This window comes from Paraburkholderia sp. PREW-6R, assembly GCF_039621805.1.
GTDB lineage: Bacteria > Pseudomonadota > Gammaproteobacteria > Burkholderiales > Burkholderiaceae > Paraburkholderia.
On sequence record NZ_CP155074.1, the window covers coordinates 1,621,049 to 1,640,321 of the forward strand.

Here is a 19,273-nt window from a genome sequence, read left to right on the forward strand (position 1 = left end):
GTGACGATTTCATTGGAAAGATGGGCAAGTATTTGAGAGGGCTGTAATAAAGGCAGCGTGCGTGAATCCGTCGCAGTCCTTACGGATATTCATGTCAAGCGGTTGATGCGTTCCGACCATCCCCTTACTCCAGCGTCGATAAGCTCCAGGCTTCGTTCGAAGGCGGCGCGATCTTTGCGGTACGGGTCCGGTATATCGAATCCCGCACCAATCTTCATCGGTGTGCCGGACCCATGGCCAAGTCGGAATACACGCCCGCGCGACAGTGGATAGCCGCGCTCGACATGCTGCTTCTGCCGCTGATCCATCGTCAGCACAAGGTCCGCCGACGCCACCATCCACCCCACGAGTTGACGGGCGCGATGCGGCCGGATGTCTAGACCGCGCTCACTCATCAGGCTGACAGCCATCGGATCAGCCTCGTATCCGATCAGCGCTGTCAGGCCCGCCGAGGCCACCGCAGCCGTTTCCAGCGTTTGCTCGAGAAGCGCTGCCGCCATCGGACTGCGGCAGATGTTCCCGGCGCAGACCACCAGAACGCGACAGATCATTTAGCGATAACGCCAGCCGTTAGTCCGGTGTTGATCAGCGGCATCAGCAGGCTCAGCACACGGTTAAAGCGCACGAGGCCACTGCCGTCGACGTACACCACGTCTTTAGGCCGCAGATCGAAATCTTTGGCCAGCAGCATGGCTACCGGCGATCGACCGTCGAGATGAAAGACCTGCGGACTTCCGCTTAAAGAGCCTCGTATCACGAACATTTGCGCGGCGTCGGCAGTCGACGCGTTCACACTTCCCGCCTGCGCCAATGCATCCGCGAGCGTGATGCGGCCCGTTCGGCGGGGAATGGCAGAAATCGGCTTGTTGACCTCACCCATCACATACACGTCGTTTTCGTCGCGCGAAACGACGCGCAGCATGTCGTCGGCTTTAAGGTAAAGCCGTGACGGACTCACACCGTGAGCGACAAGCTGTGTCAGATTCAAGCGGTGCGACTGACCACCGCGCACCAGAACGAGGTCGCTCTGATCGGCTGTTTCGCTGAAGCCTCCTGCCCGGGCGATGGCTTCGTACAGCGACATCGGCACGTCATTGACCGCAAATGCGCCGGCATTGTGGACCTCACCGTCGACATACACCTGATGCGCACGAAAAGACGCCATGCGCACCGTCACTTGCGGCTTGACAAAATATTTCGCCAGCGCGGCGCTGAGCCGACGTTGTATTTCGTCGGTACGCAGCCCCTCCACGTGCAATGTGCCCGCGTACGGAAAGGTCAGGTTGCCATTTTGATCGACGACAAACCCGGCCAGCGGATCGCTCGACCGGCTTGACGACTGGGACTGCGTGGGACCGATCGCCGCTGCAATTTCAGGGTGATCCCAAACCACGATCTGCAGTACATCACCCACTCCTACCGCGTACGTCTGCGGCGCGCCGGACAGCAACTGCGCGATTTCGACCTGTTGCTGCGCATCGATCCTCGCGAGGCGGGAGATCAAATTGGCATCGACTTCCGTAATCTCGATATCGGGGGTTCCCGGTGTTGCGTCGACCTTTTCCGCTTCTGCCGCTACGCCCGCCTGATCGGCTGCGCCGGTCGGGTTCGCATTGCCTCGCGATTTCTGCATACGCGACGTTTCCATCCGCATGCCGGGCGCCACTGCACAAGCGCTCGTCAATAGCGTCACCGCCGCGAGTATTGCGCCGAGCCGAAACGCCGGCCCGCTCCTGTTCACCGCTAACATCGTGTTCACCTATTCAAGCGAGCCCGCCAAAGCGTTGCTCTTGCTGCCTGATCCGAAGCAGATCTTTTTACTGTTTAGCCGGCGCGCGACTGTCTGTTGCGTGCCCTCTGTTGCGTGATCCGCGCGCCACGTAAGTTGAAAGGACGCGTCAATATGCATTTCGATGTAACAATCCATTCGCCACCGTGGAAAGAACAATGCGCATATCGAACGAGAAGGACCAATTCCTTAAGTAATACAGATCGTATTCGACGCGCTTCTGCATCTTCTCTATACGATCTGTCTCCCCCCGCAACCCATTCACCTGCGCCCAGCCCGTAATTCCCGGCTTGATCCGATATCGATGGATATACCCGTCGACGATCGTGCGGTACTGATCGTCGTGTTCCGTGGCGTGCGGCCTGGGTCCCACCACCGACATCTCCCCTCGCAGCACGTTCAGAAACTGCGGCAATTCATCGAGGCTCGTGCGACGAAGGAAAGCACCGACACGAGTGATCCGCGGATCGCCGCGTGTGGCCTGTTGAACGACGCCCGGCGTTTCGACGTGCGCACGCATCGTGCGAAATTTGTAGATGCGAAAGACGCGGCCGTCCGCGCCCTTGCGCCGTTGCGTGAACAGGACCGGCCCTTTCGACGACAGCTTCACCGCCGCAGCGATGGCCGCCAGCAACGGCGACAGCGCCAGCAGAACCACCGCCGCGAACACCCGGTCGAATATCGCTTTCTGCACGAGTGCATACGGCGTCATGGGCGAAGCCATCAGGTTGATCGCCGGCGCCCCCATCAGATCGACGACATTGCGGTCGAACATCGCAAGGCTGCGCATGTCGGGAATGAAACGTACATTCACGAGGTCGCCGTTGAATTCGTCGAGCAGGCGCGCTACCGTGCGCTCCTCGGACATGGGCAGCGCAAGCCATATTTCTTCGATCTGTTCGCGCCGCACCCAGTCGGCGAATTCATTCAATACACCGAACGACTTCAGGCCGCTCACGCTGGCTGCCCGCGGCGAGCCGTCTTCACGCACGAGCGGATCGAACGTAGCAACCGCACGGAATCCCGCACCCGGTGAACCGGCAATGTTGGCGAGCACCTGATCCCGATGCGCACCCGAGCCCACGACCGCCACCATGCGCAAATTCTTTCCCGCAAGCCGCATCCTGCCGAGCGCGGCATGTACCAGCAGGCGCGACGCGACGAGTGCTACCGCGGTGAACAATGTCCAACTGACACACCAGAGGCGCGACACCGATGCGGCTCGATGCAGCAGGAACGTCATTGCAAGTCCACACGCCTGAACGACCACCCAGCCGAGCACCACGCGCACGCTCAGCCGCCATTTCGATCGGCCGCGCCACGATTCGTACACGCCCAGCCATGGCAACAACAGAATGGCAAACGCCATGTCGAACGCGACGAGCGCGACTTCGAGAACCGATTGCGCGGGATCGTGCTGGCAAACAATCGACGCCAGCGCCGCGCCCAGTGCGATCAGAATCGCGTCGAACAGACGTGCCAGCGCGCTCTCCATGTCCGCCAGATTGCGGCCGGCAGTTTGCCTCATTACCGTGTGCATACCTCGTCACCTGCCACTTCGCGCCACGTCGCCGACGTTGCAACAGACTTCCATTGCAGCAACCCATGCGTGGCATTGCCGCCGACTATCCGTCTTCGCAATGCCGCTGCGCGTCACCTTTTAAAGAGATCCAATTGTGACCTTGGCGGCATCGCTCAGACATAAGACGTTTCCCAATGCACTCCTGTATTTGCGGGGTAAATTTGGGCAGGTCTCCAATGCTGTCCAAATGATCGCGGGCTATTCTTGACAGAACCCGTCTCGTAGATAAGGCGTCGTGTGCTTTCGCTGTCTTAATCCGGTTAAGACATAAATCCAGGATTGGATTGAACGTCATGCCACGATTAGCGGGCGGGGGCTCAGTTCACCCCTGCGCAAGCGATGAAGTTTCGCGGGCAGTGTTCACCTGGCACTCCGCCTGCCAGAGCAAAGAGATGCGGAGTGCGTTCGCGAGCAAGCGTTGCACGTTGCCCGGCGCGCGGCGCGCGGCGCCCGGCGCGACGTGCGGGATATCCCGTCCGTACGCGCCGCGCATTTCGCTTACCACTGATACGCCGCGCCGGCGCCCACCGTCGTCGTGGCCGAGCTGATGCCCGCGCCCAGTTTCACCTTGAGGTTCTGCGTTACACGGGCCGACACGCCCACCGCGACTGCCTGATAGCCTTTGTACCCGGCGGTGCCGACGCCGATCGCGAGATTCTTGTTCGCATCGACTTCCGGCACCATGGTCAGCGCGATAGCCGACGCAGTCCCCGTGTAGGCGCTACGCGCAATGTCACTCATGCCGCCCTGGAATTGCTGCATGTTGACCGCGTCGGTGGCGGCCTGTCCCGGCGCGACATTAGTGATGCGCCGCTCGCTGCCGGCCGAGCCCACCGATACTGTGTTCGTCACATCGGCGACGGAGTTCTCGCCGATCGCTACCGAATTCGGCGCAGACGCGATCGCGCCACCGCCGATCGCCACCGAGCCATTGCCGACCGCCCTCGCAGCATTGCCGCCGCTGTTGACGGCGACATACGGATTGCCGCTGTTCTGAACGTTCTGCACGGTTTGCCCGAGGTTGCTGATCTGCTGGTTCGTGTTCCAGAGCTGCGCGCCGGTCACGGCGTCGGTGCTGGTGGCCGAAATTTCGCCATCCTGAAGATTGGTCAACTGCACCTTCGGCGCATTAGCCGCCGTGCCGCCGAGCGTGACGCGGTCGTGCGCGGAGCTGTCGTACTGGACTGCATTCGCCACTGCCCCGCTGATATTGCCAACGGTGTTCTGCAGGCCGGCGATGTCGCTGCTGTTCTGCGACACGCGCCCATCCAGATTGGTGATCGCACTGCCGACGTTGTTCACGACCGTGCCGCCCACGCTATACGAAGGCGCCGACACGGTTCCATCCGCATTGACCGTCGCGCCGCCGCCGAGCGCCAACGCGGTGCTCGCCGACTGAGCGTACAGTTGCGCACCATTGATTGCATCGCCGCTCTTCGCGTTCACCGCGCCGGCGGCGACGCCGGTCACGACACGATTGCCGGCCGTCCCGGCCATGTTGATGAGGTTGCCGTCCGTCGTCGCGCCGACGCTGATTGTGCGCGAAGCCGGGTCCTGCGTGACGATGCCGACCCCGCCCGTCTCCATGCTCTGCTTCAACGTATTCAAGCCATCGTCGAGCGAGCCGAGCGCGTCGCCGACCGTGCCTTGCGTGCCGCCCTGCACGTGATACGTGGGCCCGGTGAGCGAACCGTCCGCGTTGAGCAGCGCGCCGCCGCCCAGGGCGGCCACCATCGGCTTGATCTGCGCGACGTTGACGGCGGACGCGTCCGTGGTGCCGGCGGTAATGCCGGTGAGCTCACGTGCGCCGCTTGTACCGCTGAAATCGACGCGGGTGCCGTCCATGTCCTTGCCGACCGTGAGAGTGCGCGAGGTCGGGTCCTGCTGGACGACGCCGATTTCGCCCAGATTGATCTGGTTCGTCAGATTGGTCACATTGCCTTCGACCGTGGTGGTGCGCGCGTCGAGGTTCGTGATGTCCGTACTGTTCGTGGTGACGCGCTGATCCAGATCCGTGATATTCGTGGTGTTGTCGATCAGCTGCTGGTTGACCTTGCTGATGTTCGTTGTATTGTCCGTCACCCGCTGATCGAGGTTCGTGATCGTGGTCGTGTTGTCCGTGACGCGCTGGTCGAGGGTGCTGATGTCCGTCGTATTGTTCGTCACCCGCTCGTCGAGGCTGTTGATATTCGTCGTGTTATCGGTCACGCGCTGGTCAAGCTTGCTGATGTTGTTCGTATTGGTCGTGACGCGCTGGTCCAGGTTGGTGATGCTGTTGGTGTTCTGCGTGACCGCCTGGTTGGTCGTGAAAAGTTGCGCGCCATTGACCGCATCCGTACTGGCGGCCGACAGCGTGCCCGCTCGCAGATTGGACACGCGCACGGGTGTCGCGGTGTTGCCGAGCGTGACCGAGTCGTGCGCGCTCGAATCGTATTGAACCGAATCGGCGCTCGCCTGGGTGCCGGCATTGGCAGCGACGGCAAGTGCGGCGCCCACGTCGTTAAAGGTCATGCCGCCGATTTTGTAGGTCGGCTTGATGACCGTCCCGTCGCCAGCCACACCGGCCCCCCCGCCCAGCGCGCTCACTGCGCTGCTCAACTGCGAAATGTTTGCCGCATCCGTGCCGCGCACGCCTGCCGCGACGTTCGTGACCTGCCGCTGCAGCGAGCTACTGCCGACCGAAACCGTGTTTGCCACATCCGCGATGGAGCCCGCGCCTAGCGCGACTGCATTGGCGGCTGAAGCAGTGGAGCCAGCGCCGAACGCAACGGACCTGGCGGCGGCCGTCGGGATATACGCGTCGCTGCCGGCGGCGATGGAATCCACCGCGTTGGTCTGCACTCTCGTGCCGATAGCCAGCGCGTTGACGTTCTGGGCCGCCGCCAGATAGCCGACGGCCACCGCGTTGTCGGCAAAGCTGTTGGTCGACGCGCCCGCGCCCACTGCGGTGGTGTTCAGTGCCAGCGCGGCGGCCGCCGCTCCCACGGCCGTGCTATTGGCGCGCGCCGCGCCGGCCGCCGCACCGACCGCAAGCGCCCGGTCTGCGATGGAAGTCGCACCGACGCCCACCGCCAGGGCGTCCTGGCCGTACATGGCGGTGGTGGTCAAGCCCGGCGTAATGATCGGACTCACCGCAATGTACTGCGTGGCCGATGTGTCGTCCGTCACCGTGGCGGCTTTCAGCACGGGTGCGGCGGGTTGACTCGCGGTTGCGCTCAGCGCGGGCGCCTTGATCTGGCTCGCGGCGGAGTCGGACGGCTGGGACGAGCCGGTCAGCGCGTCCGCGTCCCATGTTGCCGGAACATTGATGAGCGGATTGAGCGCCGCGTCCGACGCATTGGCAGTCGACGCGAACGCCACGACGCCCACGAGGCTAGCGCCGACGGCGACCAGCGCGTCATACACGGAAGCGCCGGACCCGCCGGACGCGCCCCGGCTCCTTGTCAGCTCGGACACGGCGACATACGCGCGCGTGGCTCTATTCCATACGGTTTTATAAGTCTTGTTCAACACATCCCCCAATCTTCTCTATCCAACTTCCTCACCAAGTTTTTCCTACGTCATCCTAAGTATTCGATTCGAAACCGGAGAAACTTAAGAAGCAGTTCACGCTTTCACTTGGCCCATAAAAGCGAAGCGGACAGTGTGGAGGGATGTGACTAAAACGCGAATACGACTACTCTTAAAAGCTAAATTTTAGCGTCGATTAGCTAAACGGCAGATTGGCTTTAGGACGAAATGCAACAGATGTCTTAGGCTCGACAAAAGCTTTTCAAGGCAAAGCAGGCTGCGTGCTTACGCGTTCGCACTCCACACTTTCGACCTTTGAGAAAACGACCGAAAGGGCTCAAGCGGAACCGGCTCAGCGCTCGCCCACCTGCAAGCACACCGGAAACGTAATTTCAAAAATCGTCCCCTCGCCTTCCTGCGAGTCGAAACGAATGTCCCCGTCCAGGACGCGGCACAGTTCCTTGACGATCGCCAGACCCAGGCCCGCGCCGGGGATGTCGTCATCGGCGGCGCGCTCGAATTCCTTGAACACGCGCTCACGGTCGGATGCGCCGATACCCACGCCGGTGTCGGACACGCGCAGGCGCCAGTGGCTGCTGTCCGCAGCCGCCATCGTCAGGACGATCTCGCCGGCGCGCGTGTATTTCGACGCGTTGGTCAGCAGATTCAGCGCAACCTGCTTGAGCTTGAGCCGACTGGAAATGATCGAATCGAGCGCGTCGTCAAAGGACGCTTCGAGACGCAACCCTTTTGCCTCGATCACCGGTTGGCACGAAATGACCAGTTCGTCGAAAAGTTCGCGCAGCGAGAAGCGCTCCAGCGTCAGCGGACTGGTGTCGCCGAGCACGATCGAGTACTCGACCAGTTCGTCCACCAGTGTCTTCATGTCGCTCGCCTGACGGTTCGCCAGCGCGAGCGCGGTGTCGATCTTCTCGGGTGCGCGGCTCATCAGCTGAAGCGCCATCGAAAAAACATTGAGGAAGTTGCGCAGATCGTGTACCACGCGTCGCGTGATCCGCATGCGCGATTCGTAGAGCTCGCTGACAAGTTGTTGATTGTGTGTAAGTTCCTTATTCACGCTTTCGAGCCGCGCGGTGGAATCCTCGATCGTGCGATCCCTTTCGCTGACGACTTCGCGAATCGAGGTCAACGTGACAAAACTCACACATTCGTCGATGAAGTGGCGCGCCCGCTCCTCGTGGCGCCGAGTAAACGATGGCTTCATTTCGCTGAATTCGACGATCGCGCCGGTCAGCATCTGGCGAAACAGGTCGAGTTCACGAACCAGTTCGTCGATCCGGTAGCCCTGCTGCCAGCGCAGCTTGCCGTGCTGACGCGCATCGCGCTCGATGGCGGTTTCGCACTGGTCGAGATCCTGCTGCTCCAGCACGATACAGATCTCTTCGAGAATATTGGGAATGTGGTCGGCCAGTTGCTCGTAGGTCAGGCGGTCGGCCTCGCTCAGTTCGGTGTCGTGAAACACCGCCTTCATCCAGCGCTCCGTCAGATCGACCCGGTGCAGCCGCAAATGCGCAGCAAAAGTGGACAACGGGAGTGCGGGCGAGTCTGTCATGTAGGGTGGCCTGTCGCCGCCTGATGGCAGCAGTGGGTGATCGCGGGCACCCCGCGCGTCCTGGCGCGAGGGTTCCGTGACTCTTCCACGCCATGCTCGACACGTCCGCGCGGACCGCCGACCGCGACCAGCAGGCAGGGCGAGCGCGTCACGCAGCGCTACGCGCCTCCAGTATGCGCGAATTACAAGACAAAAATTAACCAGGGTAACGACGTGTATGCACCCGGTGCACGCCCGGCGCCCCGCGCCGCCCTGGCGTACACCGCTCAGGTCTTCTCGAACAGCACGTCCTGCGCACCTTCCCACAGCACCTTGACGCCGAGCTCGCGCAGCTTCTCCTTGCCCTCGACAATCGTCAGGAAGTGGTTGCCGGCAAGTTGCCCCAGCTTGCTCGCGAAACAGCAGGCGCCGTACGCCAGAATGATTTCCGTCTCGCTGTAGCCGCCGGGATAGAACAGGATGTCGCCGACCGACGGATGACTCGTATGATTTTCGAAGCCGACGGCCGCGCCGTCATTTTCCAGCTTGAAGTCGCCGAGCGGCACCCAGCAGCCCTCGCCGCTCCAGCGCACGTGGATGATCTTCTGTCGGTACGGCAGCAGCTTCAGGAACGCCGCGACGGTTTGCGGTGCGTCCGGGTGGGTTTCGGCGATAAACGTGTGGCCACAGGAGGTGATTCGGAGTCGGGTCATTGCGGATATCCGTTGCAGGAAAGTGGAGTCGGGTCGGTCGGTCAAACGCCGGCTGGGCCGGGCCGGCGGCGCAACATTCTGTCGTCCGGTGCAATGCCTGGACAGATACAGTTGACGGTCAGGCGGTCAGTCCAGTTGCCCTGTCGTGCCTGCGTGGCGTCTCCTGGCTGCTTCCAATGCGCCTGCGGGTAAAAAGCCGCCCACATGGCGAGATTAAACCGGCGTGCCAGCCTGAAGCGTCTGCGCCACGAATATTCGTAGTTTGCAAGCTGCGCAATGAGAAGCACACTGCGAAAGTTGCGTGCGCGGCCGGCACTTTCGCGTTGCGCGGGCGGCGCCGCTTGCGGCCATTGTTGAACGTGTGCAACCGCGTGCAGTGTGTCAACGTTGCGCAGGCCCATGAGTCGTAGCGGGGTACCCGGTAAACCCATTAAACCAGGCGTTCGCCTCGCAGCTGCGCTCGAAACGCATGTCTGTCCGCCGCACGGTCCCGTTAGCTCTTGAGCCGGTATCCTGTCTTGAAGATCCACGCGACGATCAGCAGAAACACGGCGAGAAACAGCGCAGTCATGCCGAGACTGACCTTGACGTCCACGTCGGCGAGACCATAGAAGCTCCAGCGAAACCCGCTGACCAGATAGACGATCGGATTGAACAGCGTAATGACCTTCCAGAATGGCGGCAGCATATTCACTGCATAGAAGCTGCCGCCGAGAAAGGTCAACGGCGTAATGATCAGGAGCGGCACCAGTTGCAGCTTCTCAAAGCTGTCCGCCCAGATGCCGATGATGAACCCGAGCAGGCTGAACGTGACCGCCGTCAGAACAAGGAACAGGATCATCCAGAACGGGTGCTGGATTTGCAACGGCACGAACAGACCGGCCGTCGCGAGAATGATCAGCCCGAGAAGAATGGACTTGGTGGCGGCCGCGCCCACATAGCTCACCACGATCTCCAGATACGACACCGGCGCGGACAGCAACTCGTAGATCGTGCCCGTAAAGCGCGGAAAATAAATGCCGAACGACGCATTCGAGATGCTTTGCGAGAGCAGCGACAGCATGATCAGGCCCGGCACGATGAACGCACCGTAACTGATGCCGTCCACTTCCTTGATACGCGAGCCAATTGCCGCGCCGAACACGACGAAGTAAAGCGAAGTGGAAATGACCGGCGCAATGATGCTTTGCATCAGCGTGCGCCATGTACGTGCCATTTCGAACTTGTAGATCGCACGAATTGCATAAATATTCATTGGTCACCTCGGAGCAGGCTGACGAAAATATCCTCGAGCGAGCTTTGCGTTGTATGCAGGTCCTTGAAACGGATGCCGGCGTCGTCGAGCGCCTTGAGCAGCGCGATAATGTCGGTGCGGCCGCCTTCGCCCTCGTAGGTATAGGTCAGTTCGTTGCCGCCTTTGGCGACGGCCAGCCCGTAGCCCGCGAGCGACTCCGGAAGCGCGGCAAGCGGGCTTTCCAGTTGCAGCGTTAACTGCTTTTTACCGAGCTTGCGCATCAATTCCGTTTTCTCTTCGACGAGCATGATCTCGCCCGCGTTGATCACGCCGATGCGGTCCGCCATTTGTTCGGCCTCGTCGATGTAATGCGTGGTGAGAATGATCGTCACGCCGTCCGCCGCCAGCGAGCGCACCAGCCTCCACATATCGCGGCGCAACTCCACGTCCACGCCGGCAGTGGGTTCGTCGAGAAACAGCACGCGCGGCTCATGCGAAAGCGCCTTCGCGATCAGCACCCGCCGCTTCATGCCGCCCGACAGCGTGATGATCTTGCTATTGCGTTTTTCCCATAGCGACAGGTCACGCAATATCTTCTCGATGTACGCCGGGTCTTTCGGCTTGCCGAACAGTCCTCGACTGAACGACACGGTCGCCCAAACGGTTTCGAATGAGTCGGTGGTGAGTTCCTGCGGCACGAGACCGATCAGCGAGCGCGCACCGCGATAGTCGGCGGCGATGTCGCGGCCGTCCACCATGACGCTGCCTTCGCTCGCATTGACAATGCCGCAGATGATGCTGATGAGCGTGGTCTTGCCCGCGCCGTTCGGCCCGAGCAACGCAAAAATCTCCCCGCGGTCGATCGCCAGATTGATGTTCTTGAGTGCATGAAAACCCGTGGCATAAGTTTTCGACAGGTTCGTGACCGAGACGATTGGCGGCATGGATTCGACGATGGCAAAACCGATATCTGATTGGAAAGGAGCGGCGCGAGCGCGCCGCCGCACCCGCAATGTAATGGAAAGCGAGAAAGCGTGCAGCGCAACCGCGAATTGCCCTTGTCAATCCGCGGGCTTATGAAGATCCGTGAGGGCACGCGCGGCGTGACGCATCGCACCAGGATGGCAGCGGGAACGCCGTCAACAGGCGTGCCGGCAATAGCGGCTGCTCCGTTGCACTGCAAAATAGTTCGGTTTCCCTGGCGTTTTATGGCGGGTCGTACGGAGACCGGCAGCAAATCGCGCAGCACGCAGGGGCATGCTGCTTCGGCGTTTAACGCTGAAAAGCCGGGAACCGCGCCGCGATCACCTGTTGTATTTCTTCGGAGGCCACCGGCTTCACGAGGTGATGATCGAAGCCCGCTTCGCGTGAGCGCTCGCGGTCGCTTGCCTGGCCATAACCTGTCACCGCGATCAGCAAAGCGCCAGCCGTGGACTCCCGCTTGCGCATTTCGCGGGCTAGCTCGAAGCCGTCCATGCCGGGCAGCCCGAGATCGAGCAGAACGATTTCGGGCTCGAACTGCGCGGCAAGCTCGAGAGCGCTCGTCGCTTCATGCGCCACGCGCACGTCGTAGCCGTCGGCCTCAAGTACGAGCGACATGGCCATCGCGGCGTCCGTGCTGTCGTCCACGAGCAGCAGGCGCAGCGCGGAAACCGCGTTGTGCCCGGCCGTCACTGGCGCGCTCGCCACTGGCTCGCCCGGATGCGCGAGCCGTGTGAGCGGCAGACGCACGACGAATTCACTGCCCTGCGCCGGACCCGCGGAATAGGCTTCAATCTCGCCACCGTGCAACCGCACCAGCGTGCGAGCGAGCGGCAGCCCGATGCCGAGGCCGCCGTCGGAACGTTCGAGCGAACTCTCCGACTGCACGAACAGATCGAAGATATGCGGGATGCTCTCGGCGGCAATGCCGACGCCGTTATCGCGCACACTGATCTGCACATCGTCCTGCTGCTGCCCGACCCGAATCACGATCTCGCCGCCTTGCGGCGTGTACTTCGCGGCATTCGACAAAACGTTGCCCAACACCTGCGCGATCCGCACGCCGTCGCCGACGACGTACAGCGGTTCTTCCGGTAACTCGGTCTTCAGCGTATGGCCCTTCTTGCTGAGCGTGGGCTGCGCGGTCTCGATGGCCGCCTCGACCGCCGCAGCGAGTTCGACGATTTCCTGGCGCAACGTGATCTTGCCCTGCGTGATACGCGCGACGTCCAGCAGATCGTCGACGAGCCGGCTAAGATGCTTGACCTGACGTCCGATAACTGCACGCATCGCTTCAAAGCTATCCTGTGAAGGCGAACGGCTCGGGTCGAGCAGTTCGACCGCGTTGCGAATCGGCGCGAGCGGATTGCGCAACTCATGCGCGAGCATCGCGAGAAACTCGTCCTTGCGCCGGTCCGCGTCGCGCAGCACCATCTCCGTCGCCTTGCGCTCGGAGATGTCATTGACGATGCCGGCCAGCCGATAGATCTGCCCACGCGCGTCGCGTACCGGAAATGCGCGCTCCACGGCCCAGCGTGTTTCTCCGTTCGGCCGCACGATCCGATATTCGATCTCGTACGGTACGCCCTCGGCAAGCGCGCGGTACGCGTCGGCCGCCACGGCTTCGTACTGCGCATCGATATGCCCGCACCAGTGCCGCGGCCCCGGAACCGGCGCCTCGGCTTCATCGCCCCACAGCCGGCTGTATGCCGGGCTCACGTACAACAGTTGCGATGTGGCGGGATCGAGCATCCAGAACACGTCGTCGATGTTCTCGGCCATCTGGCGAAAGCGCTCTTCGCTTTCGCGCAATGCGCCTTCTGCGCGGCGCACGCGCAGCAGCGCGCGCACCTGTGCAATCAATTCGGCCGGCTCGATCGGCTCGGTGAGGTAACTGTCCGCGCCACCGTCGAGACCGCGGACGCGATCCGTGCTGTCCACCGCTCGCGCGGAGGTGTGCAACACCAGCGCGCCGGAAGTTTCAGGGGCGGCCTTGATGCGGCGGCAAACTTCGAAACCGTCGAGATCGGGAAGGTTGACGTCGAGCAGAACCAGGTCGGGCTGCGAGATGCGTGCGCACTCGATCGCGTCGGTGCCGTTGCCGGCTTCAATCACCACAAAGCCCGCACGCGACAGAATGCGCGTCTTTGCATAACGCGCGCCTTCGTTGTCGTCGACGTTCAGAATGAGATTTGCAGTCGCGTCGCTCATGAAAAATCGTGTCCGTGTGTACTTCAGTAAATGCCATGCACCGCTTTCAGCAACGAAAGCAGTTGAGTGCCCAAAACGGGCTCAATCGAATCCGAGGAACAGGCGCCTGTGTGCGCGGCGATCGCTGTCATACGTTGCCCGTGTTGCTGGCACCGGTTGCGGACTCGCCCTCCGTGCCGGCGAGATTGCGCGCGTTGCCCGACGTGCCGGCCATATCGCGAGCCGGTGCGCCCGCAATGCGCTCGACGTCGGGCACGTGCGGCAGATAGGCGGGAATGGTCGCCGTGAACGTGGAACCCTTGCCGAGTTCGCTTTCGAGTCCGAGCGTGCCGCCCAGCAGCTTGCACAACTGGCTACACAACGGCAATCCGAGTCCAGTGCCTTTTACCTGGGTCTGCAGACGATTGGCCACCTGCTCGAACTCCTCGAACACGATCTGCTGATGTTCAGGCGCAATACCGATGCCGGTGTCGATCACGGCAAAGGTCAGGCGCTTTTCGGCAGGCTCATAGCGCGCGCGCACGCGCACCTCGCCCTGCTCAGTGAACTTGAGTGCATTGGATATGAAATTGCGCAGGATCTGCGAGACTTTGCCTTCGTCGGTATAGACCGGCGGAATGTCGTCGCACGCTTCGAACACGAGGTCGACGCCGCTTGCGGGCAGGAGCGGACGCAGCATGCCGCGCAACGCCGAAAAGAGATTCGCGACCTCGAATTCCGCGGGCCGCAAATCAACCTTGCCGGCCTCGATCTTCGCGATGTCGAGCAGATCGTCGACCGTCTCGGAAAGCTCCTCTGCGGCCTTGCGGATAAAGCGCACCTGCTTTGCCTGCTCGTCGGTCAGATCGCCGTCCACGCGGTCGATCAGCAGCTTAGAGAGCGCACGGATCGAATACAGCGGCGAACGGAATTCGTGCGACATGTTCGACAGAAACCGCGACTTTGCCTCATCCGCTCGACGCAGATGCACGGCCCGTTCGTCGAGTTCGGCATAGAGCGCGACCACGCCGCGATTCGTGTCCTCGAGCTCGCGCGTGAGCCGCATCAACTCTTCCTGACGCTCCTGCAGATGCGCGAGCGCCATCACCAGTTCGCGGTTCTGCCGCTGCAATTCCTCGAAGGGCGTCTGCGCGTTGACGGCTACCGCTTTCGGCCGCACCGCCGCGACCACACCCGAAGCCGCAACGCGCGGCGCCTTTTCGGGCAGACGTTTGGTCAACGTGAGCACGGCGCCGCCGGGCGCATCTTCGAACGAGCACGCGTCCATCAGGCGCTGCGCCGCGAGAATGCCCATTGGACCCGGCGCGCCGGGCACGTCTGCCGCGCTGTTTGCGCGCTCGGCATGGGCGGCCGCACCGGTGATCTTCTCGAGGCCCGTGGAAGGCGAGACAAAACGGATCATCAGGCTCTGCGGGCGGCCGGTCTCGTCGAGCAGGAACTCGGCGCGGCCCACACGCGTGGCGCTGAGCATCATGCGCGCGACTTCGAGCGCCGAAGTCGCGATGCGCGTCTGGTCCTGCGCGGCAAAACCGATCGCTTCGCTGACCTCGCGCGCGCGCCGCCGTGTGGCGACCACCGCGAGTTCGCTGTCGATCTGAAGAACGTGAAGAATTTCGGCCATCAGCGCCGCTCCGCGTCGCGAGCACGCGCAACGAACACGGTGATGTCATCGCGCCCGCGCGCGAAGTCTCGATACAGCGTGGCAGCGATTAATGACGGGTGGCGCAGCGCAAGTCCAGGGTAACGGCTCAAGTCCCAGCGCGTGGCGAGCCCGTCCGAATGCAGAATCAGCAAAGCGTCGGCGGGCCATTCGACCTCAAATGCCTGCGCCTTGTGCATCTGATGACCGACGATCCCCGCATGCGAGACCAGATGTTTATGCGACACCGGACTCCATACGCTCGCGGCAATGTTGCCGATGCCGCAGAAACGCGCGACTGCGCGCGCAGCGTGTTCCGTGGCGAGCGGAATGCGCGCGACGCCGACTGCGGCGCCGCGCGTGCCGCGCAGTGCGTCGTGCGAAGCGGTGACAATCTGTTCGACCGTGGACGGCCCGAGCCGGCCAAACGCGTCGGTTGCGGCGACCGCCGCCGTGTTTGCCAGCGGGCCATGGCCGAGGCCGTCGGCAACCATCACCAGGAAGCCGTCGTCTTCATAGCAGCACGACCACGCGTCGCCGCACACGAACTCGCCTTGCAGCGGCAGATTGATCGCGCCGAATTCGATTGTCCCGCTCGCGCGGGCAGTCGAGCCGGCGTCGCCAGTCGTCGAAAATGGCGCCGCGCCATGACCCCACACCACCGCGCGCAACGCGGTGCCAAGGCCCGGCGCACTCCAGACGTCGAGTTCGTCGGCGAGCCGCTGGATCGCGCCGAGGCCATTGCCCGAACTGCCGGCCGTCGTATAGCCGTCGACAAATGATGCATGCAGATCGGCAATGCCCGGACCGCTGTCGATCGCGAGTAATTCGATCCCTTCCCGTGCAACTCTTTCCACGCCGGGCGGCACGACCTCGCGCAACGAACGTACGAGCAGTTCGCCGCGCTGTGCGTATTTGAGCTGATTAGTCGCGCACTCGGTGACGATGATGGCGAGCCGCCCGCTCACGGTCTCGTCGAAACCCAGGCTGACTGACAGATCGCCGATGCCGCGTCGCGCGAACGACACCTGGCTTGGATCGCCGATTTCAAAACGTTGCTGGGTCGAAGTTGACCCTTTCAGAACGGCTTCCATTTGGTGATTGATATATGTGTGCCCTCACCTGGCGCCGAGCGGATCTCGAACTCGTCGCACAGCCGTTTTGCGCCGCCCAAACCGAGGCCGAGACCGTTGCCGCTGGTGTAACCGTCGGTGAGCGCTTTGTTGATGTCAGCAATTCCCGGGCCGTTGTCGATGAATTCGAGCCGCAGACCGGTGCGCCCGTTGCGACGCAAGGTGAAGCAGTGGGCGTCGCCGCCCCCACCGTATATCAATGTATTGCGGGCCAGTTCGCTCGCCGCAGTGACGAACTTGGTCTGGTCGATCAGTGACAGGCCGAGCGCGACCGCCTTTTCGCGGACCCAACGGCGTAATCGCACGATCTGCTCATCCGAGCGGATCGGCAACACTTCATCCGATGTATGGTCTTCGGCGCCAGCCTGGGAATAATGACTCGTCATGGAAGATTGAGGCGCGCTGTTGGATGACTGGCCGGCAAGCGGGCTCAAAATTCGGCCGAGCCAGTCAGCAACGCCATGCCCTTCTCGACGTTGAGCGCAGTGCGCACGCCGGGCAATGCGAGTCCGAGTTCGACTAGCGTGATCGCCACGGACGGCTGCATGCCGACTACGACCGTTTCCGCGTCGAGCACGCGAGCCATGGCGGCCGTGTCGCCGATCATCCGGCCGATAAAAGAGTCCACCACGTCGAGTGAAGAAATATCGATCAGCACGCCTTTGGCGCGGTCTTTGACGATGCGGCTCGTCAGATCGTCCTGCAGGGTCATGGCCAGACGGTCATGCATGTCGACCTGAATGGTCACGAGCAGAAACCTGCCCATCCGCAGAATTGGAATGCGTTCCATTGCCGGGTCCAGTCAGTGTGGGCGGACCGGCTCAATTGCCGGCGAGCGAATTGGCCTGCGATGCGCCACCTGCGCCTTGCGCGTCGCCGCGCAGCGCGCCGCCGAGCACGGGCTTGCCGGTGCGCTGCAGCGCAATGACGAACGCGTCTGCGAGGGTCGCCTTGGTAATGACGTTCGACAGATTGACGCCGAGGTGGACGATGGTCTGCGCGATCTGCGGACGGATGCCGCTGATGATGCAGTCCGCGCCCATCAGCCGCGCCGCTGCGACGGTTTTAAGCAAATGCTGGGCGACGAGCGTGTCGACCGTCGGCACACCGGTAATGTCGATAATCGCAATCGCCGCGCCCGTTTCTACAATTTTCTGCAGAAGACTTTCCATCACGACCTGCGTGCGCGCCGAATCAAGCGTGCCGATCAACGGCAGTGCAAGAATGCCCTCCCACAACTGGACGACCGGCGTGGACAATTCGAGCAATTCCTGCTGCTGGCGCACGATGACCTGTTCGCGGCTCGTCTGGTAAACCTCGGTGGTGTACAGACCCATCGCGTCGAACAACGTGCTGACGGTCCATGTCAGTTCGGCGAGGCGCGCGGAATCGTCTTCCAGCTCGGCGCGCAAACGGGTGAACAGCGGCCCTTTGAACGAGAACACGAACGTCGCCGTTTCAACCGGAGAGAAGCCCTGGCGCGCCCGCTGCGTGGTGACTTCCGCGAGAAAGCCGCGCACTTCGTCCCACGTCGACGTTTGAAAATCCACACGGTCCGACGCATTGAGCGCCGCGCAGGAAAGCGACACGAACTGCACGAACTGGTTGCGCAATTGCGCCTCGGTAACGCCGCCGCGACGGGACGCAATGGCATATTGCTGGGCGACCCAATCGCCGAGCAATTCGCTTTGCCGTTCGTTGAAGAGTTGGGCGAGACGCGTTCCGCCGAGCGTTTCCATACGTTTTCCTGGTGGTTTGATCAGGGTCCGTGCATTAAGCCGGTCCATTGCTTTTAATGTGTGACGGCTGTCGCCGCCATTCAGGCGCCTTGGACTCTAGCATGCGGGCGAGTCCCGCCACAATCGGGCAACCCTCTTTTGCTCCCGCCGACGCGCGCGGAAAAGGGGTCATCAGTCCAATCGGCCGCTTTTACCTTAATGAATCGAAATTCTGCCAGTTGGGTAAGTATTGCCTTTCGTGCCGTAAGCAATGAGTTTGTCGGGCGCATGGACGCTCCTCACCCTGAGGCTCTCGGCGACGACTGCGACGGGCCCGGCTTGAGGTCCTGTTGCGCCAATATTTCGGATTACTTCGCATGTTTGCCCCTGCGCAAACGTTGCCATGCAGTCGTTCAGCGTTGGCGGGAACGCGCCATGCTCGACAGGAGACATGCTGCCTGGCAGTGCCGCGCTGCTACGTTTCCCGAACGCAATCTGCGCAAGCGATGCTTCCCGGGCTGTCTCGCGGCTGTGACTCAAGACCCACAAGGTCGTGGAATACCGCTTGCGGCGAGTTGGTCATGCGGGCACGAGCGCTTGCGTGACGTCGATCATCAACCGAATCGAAGGAGAGGAAACATGAAACACCTTACCAGAACGATTTTTGCGTCAGCGTTAGTGATGGCGCTTTCGGGCGGTGTGTACGCCCAGGCAGGCGGTGGTGCTGGAGGCGGCGGTGGCGCTGGCGGTGGCGCTGGCGGCGGTGCTGGCTCCGGCGGTAACGGCGTGGGCGCGGGCGGCGGCGCGACGGGCGGCGCAGGCGGCATGGCAACGCCGGGCGCTGGCACGGGCAGCATGAAGAGCCCGGGCAGTTCCGGCTATGGCTCGCCGGGATCGACCGCCACTGGCGGCGGCATGGGCACCGGTACGGGCGCGACGCCTAACAGCCCGTCTATGAACGGCACGAGTAGTGGTATGAGCAACGGTATGAACAACGGCACCCGCAGCGGAACCGGCATCAACGGTGGCGCGAACGGGACGATGCAGAACGGGCAGTGAAACGGCTACCGTAGTCCAGTTCCAATGCAGTGCAGGCGGTCTGATCGAGGCCGGCTAGCAACGGCGGCGACGACTCTTGATGGGCGTCGCCGCTTTTCCGTACCCGGCATTCGCCGCTGCTTCAACCGATACCGGCCGTCTTGCAAGTTCTT

General features: G+C 62.2%; 15 protein-coding genes. 1 reads left to right on the plus strand and 14 read right to left on the minus strand.

Going from position 1 to position 19,273, the window contains the following annotated elements; genetic code table 11:
- Positions 1 to 89: 89 nt before the first annotated feature.
- From AAGS40_RS22425 to AAGS40_RS22490, 14 genes are all read right to left on the minus strand, one after another.
- Positions 90 to 551, minus strand: coding sequence for a low molecular weight protein-tyrosine-phosphatase (locus AAGS40_RS22425; protein WP_345815072.1), 462 nt, complete (start codon positions 549 to 551; stop codon positions 90 to 92).
- A complete protein-coding gene (locus tag AAGS40_RS22430) occupies positions 548 to 1,750 on the minus strand; it encodes a polysaccharide biosynthesis/export family protein (protein WP_345816545.1) in 1,203 nt (400 codons plus the stop codon). The genes AAGS40_RS22425 and AAGS40_RS22430 overlap by 4 nt, the downstream gene beginning before the upstream one ends.
- A 148-nt stretch (positions 1,751 to 1,898) precedes the next feature.
- Positions 1,899 to 3,329: an undecaprenyl-phosphate glucose phosphotransferase gene (locus AAGS40_RS22435; RefSeq protein ID WP_345815073.1), complete on the minus strand. Its 1,431-nt coding sequence runs from the start codon at positions 3,327 to 3,329 to the stop codon at positions 1,899 to 1,901.
- A 540-nt stretch (positions 3,330 to 3,869) separates the two neighbouring features.
- Complete coding sequence (locus tag AAGS40_RS22440) at positions 3,870 to 6,884, minus strand: YadA-like family protein (RefSeq protein WP_345815074.1); 3,015 nt, start codon at positions 6,882 to 6,884, stop codon at positions 3,870 to 3,872.
- Between the two features lie 349 nt (positions 6,885 to 7,233).
- A complete protein-coding gene (locus AAGS40_RS22445; RefSeq protein ID WP_345815075.1) occupies positions 7,234 to 8,454 on the minus strand; it encodes a sensor histidine kinase in 1,221 nt (406 codons plus the stop codon).
- A gap of 266 nt (positions 8,455 to 8,720) precedes the next feature.
- Positions 8,721 to 9,146, minus strand: a complete 426-nt coding sequence (locus AAGS40_RS22450; protein WP_345815076.1) for a DUF3830 family protein — start codon at positions 9,144 to 9,146, stop codon at positions 8,721 to 8,723.
- 493 nt (positions 9,147 to 9,639) lie between these two features.
- Positions 9,640 to 10,401 (minus strand): ABC transporter permease, encoded by a 762-nt coding sequence (locus tag AAGS40_RS22455; RefSeq protein WP_345815077.1) that lies wholly within the window; start codon positions 10,399 to 10,401, stop codon positions 9,640 to 9,642.
- On the minus strand, positions 10,398 to 11,324 hold the full coding sequence (locus AAGS40_RS22460) for an ABC transporter ATP-binding protein (protein ID WP_345815079.1): 927 nt from the start codon (positions 11,322 to 11,324) through the stop codon (positions 10,398 to 10,400). Before AAGS40_RS22460 ends, AAGS40_RS22455 begins: the two co-directional genes overlap by 4 nt.
- Before the next feature lie 328 nt (positions 11,325 to 11,652).
- Positions 11,653 to 13,572, minus strand: a complete 1,920-nt coding sequence (locus AAGS40_RS22465; RefSeq protein WP_345815081.1) for a response regulator — start codon at positions 13,570 to 13,572, stop codon at positions 11,653 to 11,655.
- 127 nt (positions 13,573 to 13,699) lie between these two features.
- Positions 13,700 to 15,193, minus strand: a complete 1,494-nt coding sequence (locus tag AAGS40_RS22470) for a sensor histidine kinase (RefSeq protein ID WP_345815082.1) — start codon at positions 15,191 to 15,193, stop codon at positions 13,700 to 13,702.
- Positions 15,193 to 16,305 carry an ATP-binding SpoIIE family protein phosphatase gene (locus AAGS40_RS22475; protein ID WP_345815084.1) on the minus strand — a complete coding sequence of 371 codons (1,113 nt, stop codon included), beginning with the start codon at positions 16,303 to 16,305 and terminating at the stop codon, positions 15,193 to 15,195. Before AAGS40_RS22475 ends, AAGS40_RS22470 begins: the two co-directional genes overlap by 1 nt.
- Positions 16,290 to 16,730, minus strand: a complete 441-nt coding sequence (locus AAGS40_RS22480) for an anti-sigma regulatory factor (RefSeq protein ID WP_345816546.1) — start codon at positions 16,728 to 16,730, stop codon at positions 16,290 to 16,292. Before AAGS40_RS22480 ends, AAGS40_RS22475 begins: the two co-directional genes overlap by 16 nt.
- 44 nt (positions 16,731 to 16,774) lie before the next feature.
- Entirely contained in the window at positions 16,775 to 17,134 is a 360-nt protein-coding gene (locus AAGS40_RS22485; RefSeq protein WP_345815086.1) for an STAS domain-containing protein, read from the minus strand.
- Positions 17,135 to 17,165: 31 nt separating this feature from the next.
- Positions 17,166 to 18,083, minus strand: coding sequence for an STAS domain-containing protein (locus tag AAGS40_RS22490; protein ID WP_345815087.1), 918 nt, complete (start codon positions 18,081 to 18,083; stop codon positions 17,166 to 17,168).
- A gap of 618 nt (positions 18,084 to 18,701) precedes the next feature.
- Here AAGS40_RS22490 and AAGS40_RS22495 point away from each other — a divergent pair.
- A complete protein-coding gene (locus AAGS40_RS22495) occupies positions 18,702 to 19,121 on the plus strand; it encodes a hypothetical protein (protein ID WP_345815088.1) in 420 nt (139 codons plus the stop codon).
- Positions 19,122 to 19,273 lie beyond the last annotated feature (152 nt).

Bases quoted from the DNA above. Each gene is read 5' to 3' on its own strand.
- AAGS40_RS22435 (WP_345815073.1), bottom strand. From the start codon at position 3,329: ATGCACACGGTAATGAGGCAAACTGCCGGCCGCAATCTGGCGGACATG.
- AAGS40_RS22445 (WP_345815075.1), bottom strand. From the start codon at position 8,454: ATGACAGACTCGCCCGCACTCCCGTTGTCCACTTTTGCTGCGCATTTG.
- AAGS40_RS22425 (WP_345815072.1), bottom strand. From the start codon at position 551: ATGATCTGTCGCGTTCTGGTGGTCTGCGCCGGGAACATCTGCCGCAGT.
- AAGS40_RS22490 (WP_345815087.1), bottom strand. From the start codon at position 18,083: ATGGAAACGCTCGGCGGAACGCGTCTCGCCCAACTCTTCAACGAACGG.
- AAGS40_RS22480 (WP_345816546.1), bottom strand. From the start codon at position 16,730: ATGACGAGTCATTATTCCCAGGCTGGCGCCGAAGACCATACATCGGAT.
- AAGS40_RS22485 (WP_345815086.1), bottom strand. From the start codon at position 17,134: ATGGAACGCATTCCAATTCTGCGGATGGGCAGGTTTCTGCTCGTGACC.
- AAGS40_RS22450 (WP_345815076.1), bottom strand. From the start codon at position 9,146: ATGACCCGACTCCGAATCACCTCCTGTGGCCACACGTTTATCGCCGAA.
- AAGS40_RS22495 (WP_345815088.1), top strand. From the start codon at position 18,702: ATGAAACACCTTACCAGAACGATTTTTGCGTCAGCGTTAGTGATGGCG.
- AAGS40_RS22460 (WP_345815079.1), bottom strand. From the start codon at position 11,324: ATGCCGCCAATCGTCTCGGTCACGAACCTGTCGAAAACTTATGCCACG.
- AAGS40_RS22475 (WP_345815084.1), bottom strand. From the start codon at position 16,305: ATGGAAGCCGTTCTGAAAGGGTCAACTTCGACCCAGCAACGTTTTGAA.
- AAGS40_RS22470 (WP_345815082.1), bottom strand. From the start codon at position 15,193: ATGGCCGAAATTCTTCACGTTCTTCAGATCGACAGCGAACTCGCGGTG.
- AAGS40_RS22465 (WP_345815081.1), bottom strand. From the start codon at position 13,572: ATGAGCGACGCGACTGCAAATCTCATTCTGAACGTCGACGACAACGAA.
- AAGS40_RS22455 (WP_345815077.1), bottom strand. From the start codon at position 10,401: ATGAATATTTATGCAATTCGTGCGATCTACAAGTTCGAAATGGCACGT.
- AAGS40_RS22430 (WP_345816545.1), bottom strand. From the start codon at position 1,750: ATGTTAGCGGTGAACAGGAGCGGGCCGGCGTTTCGGCTCGGCGCAATA.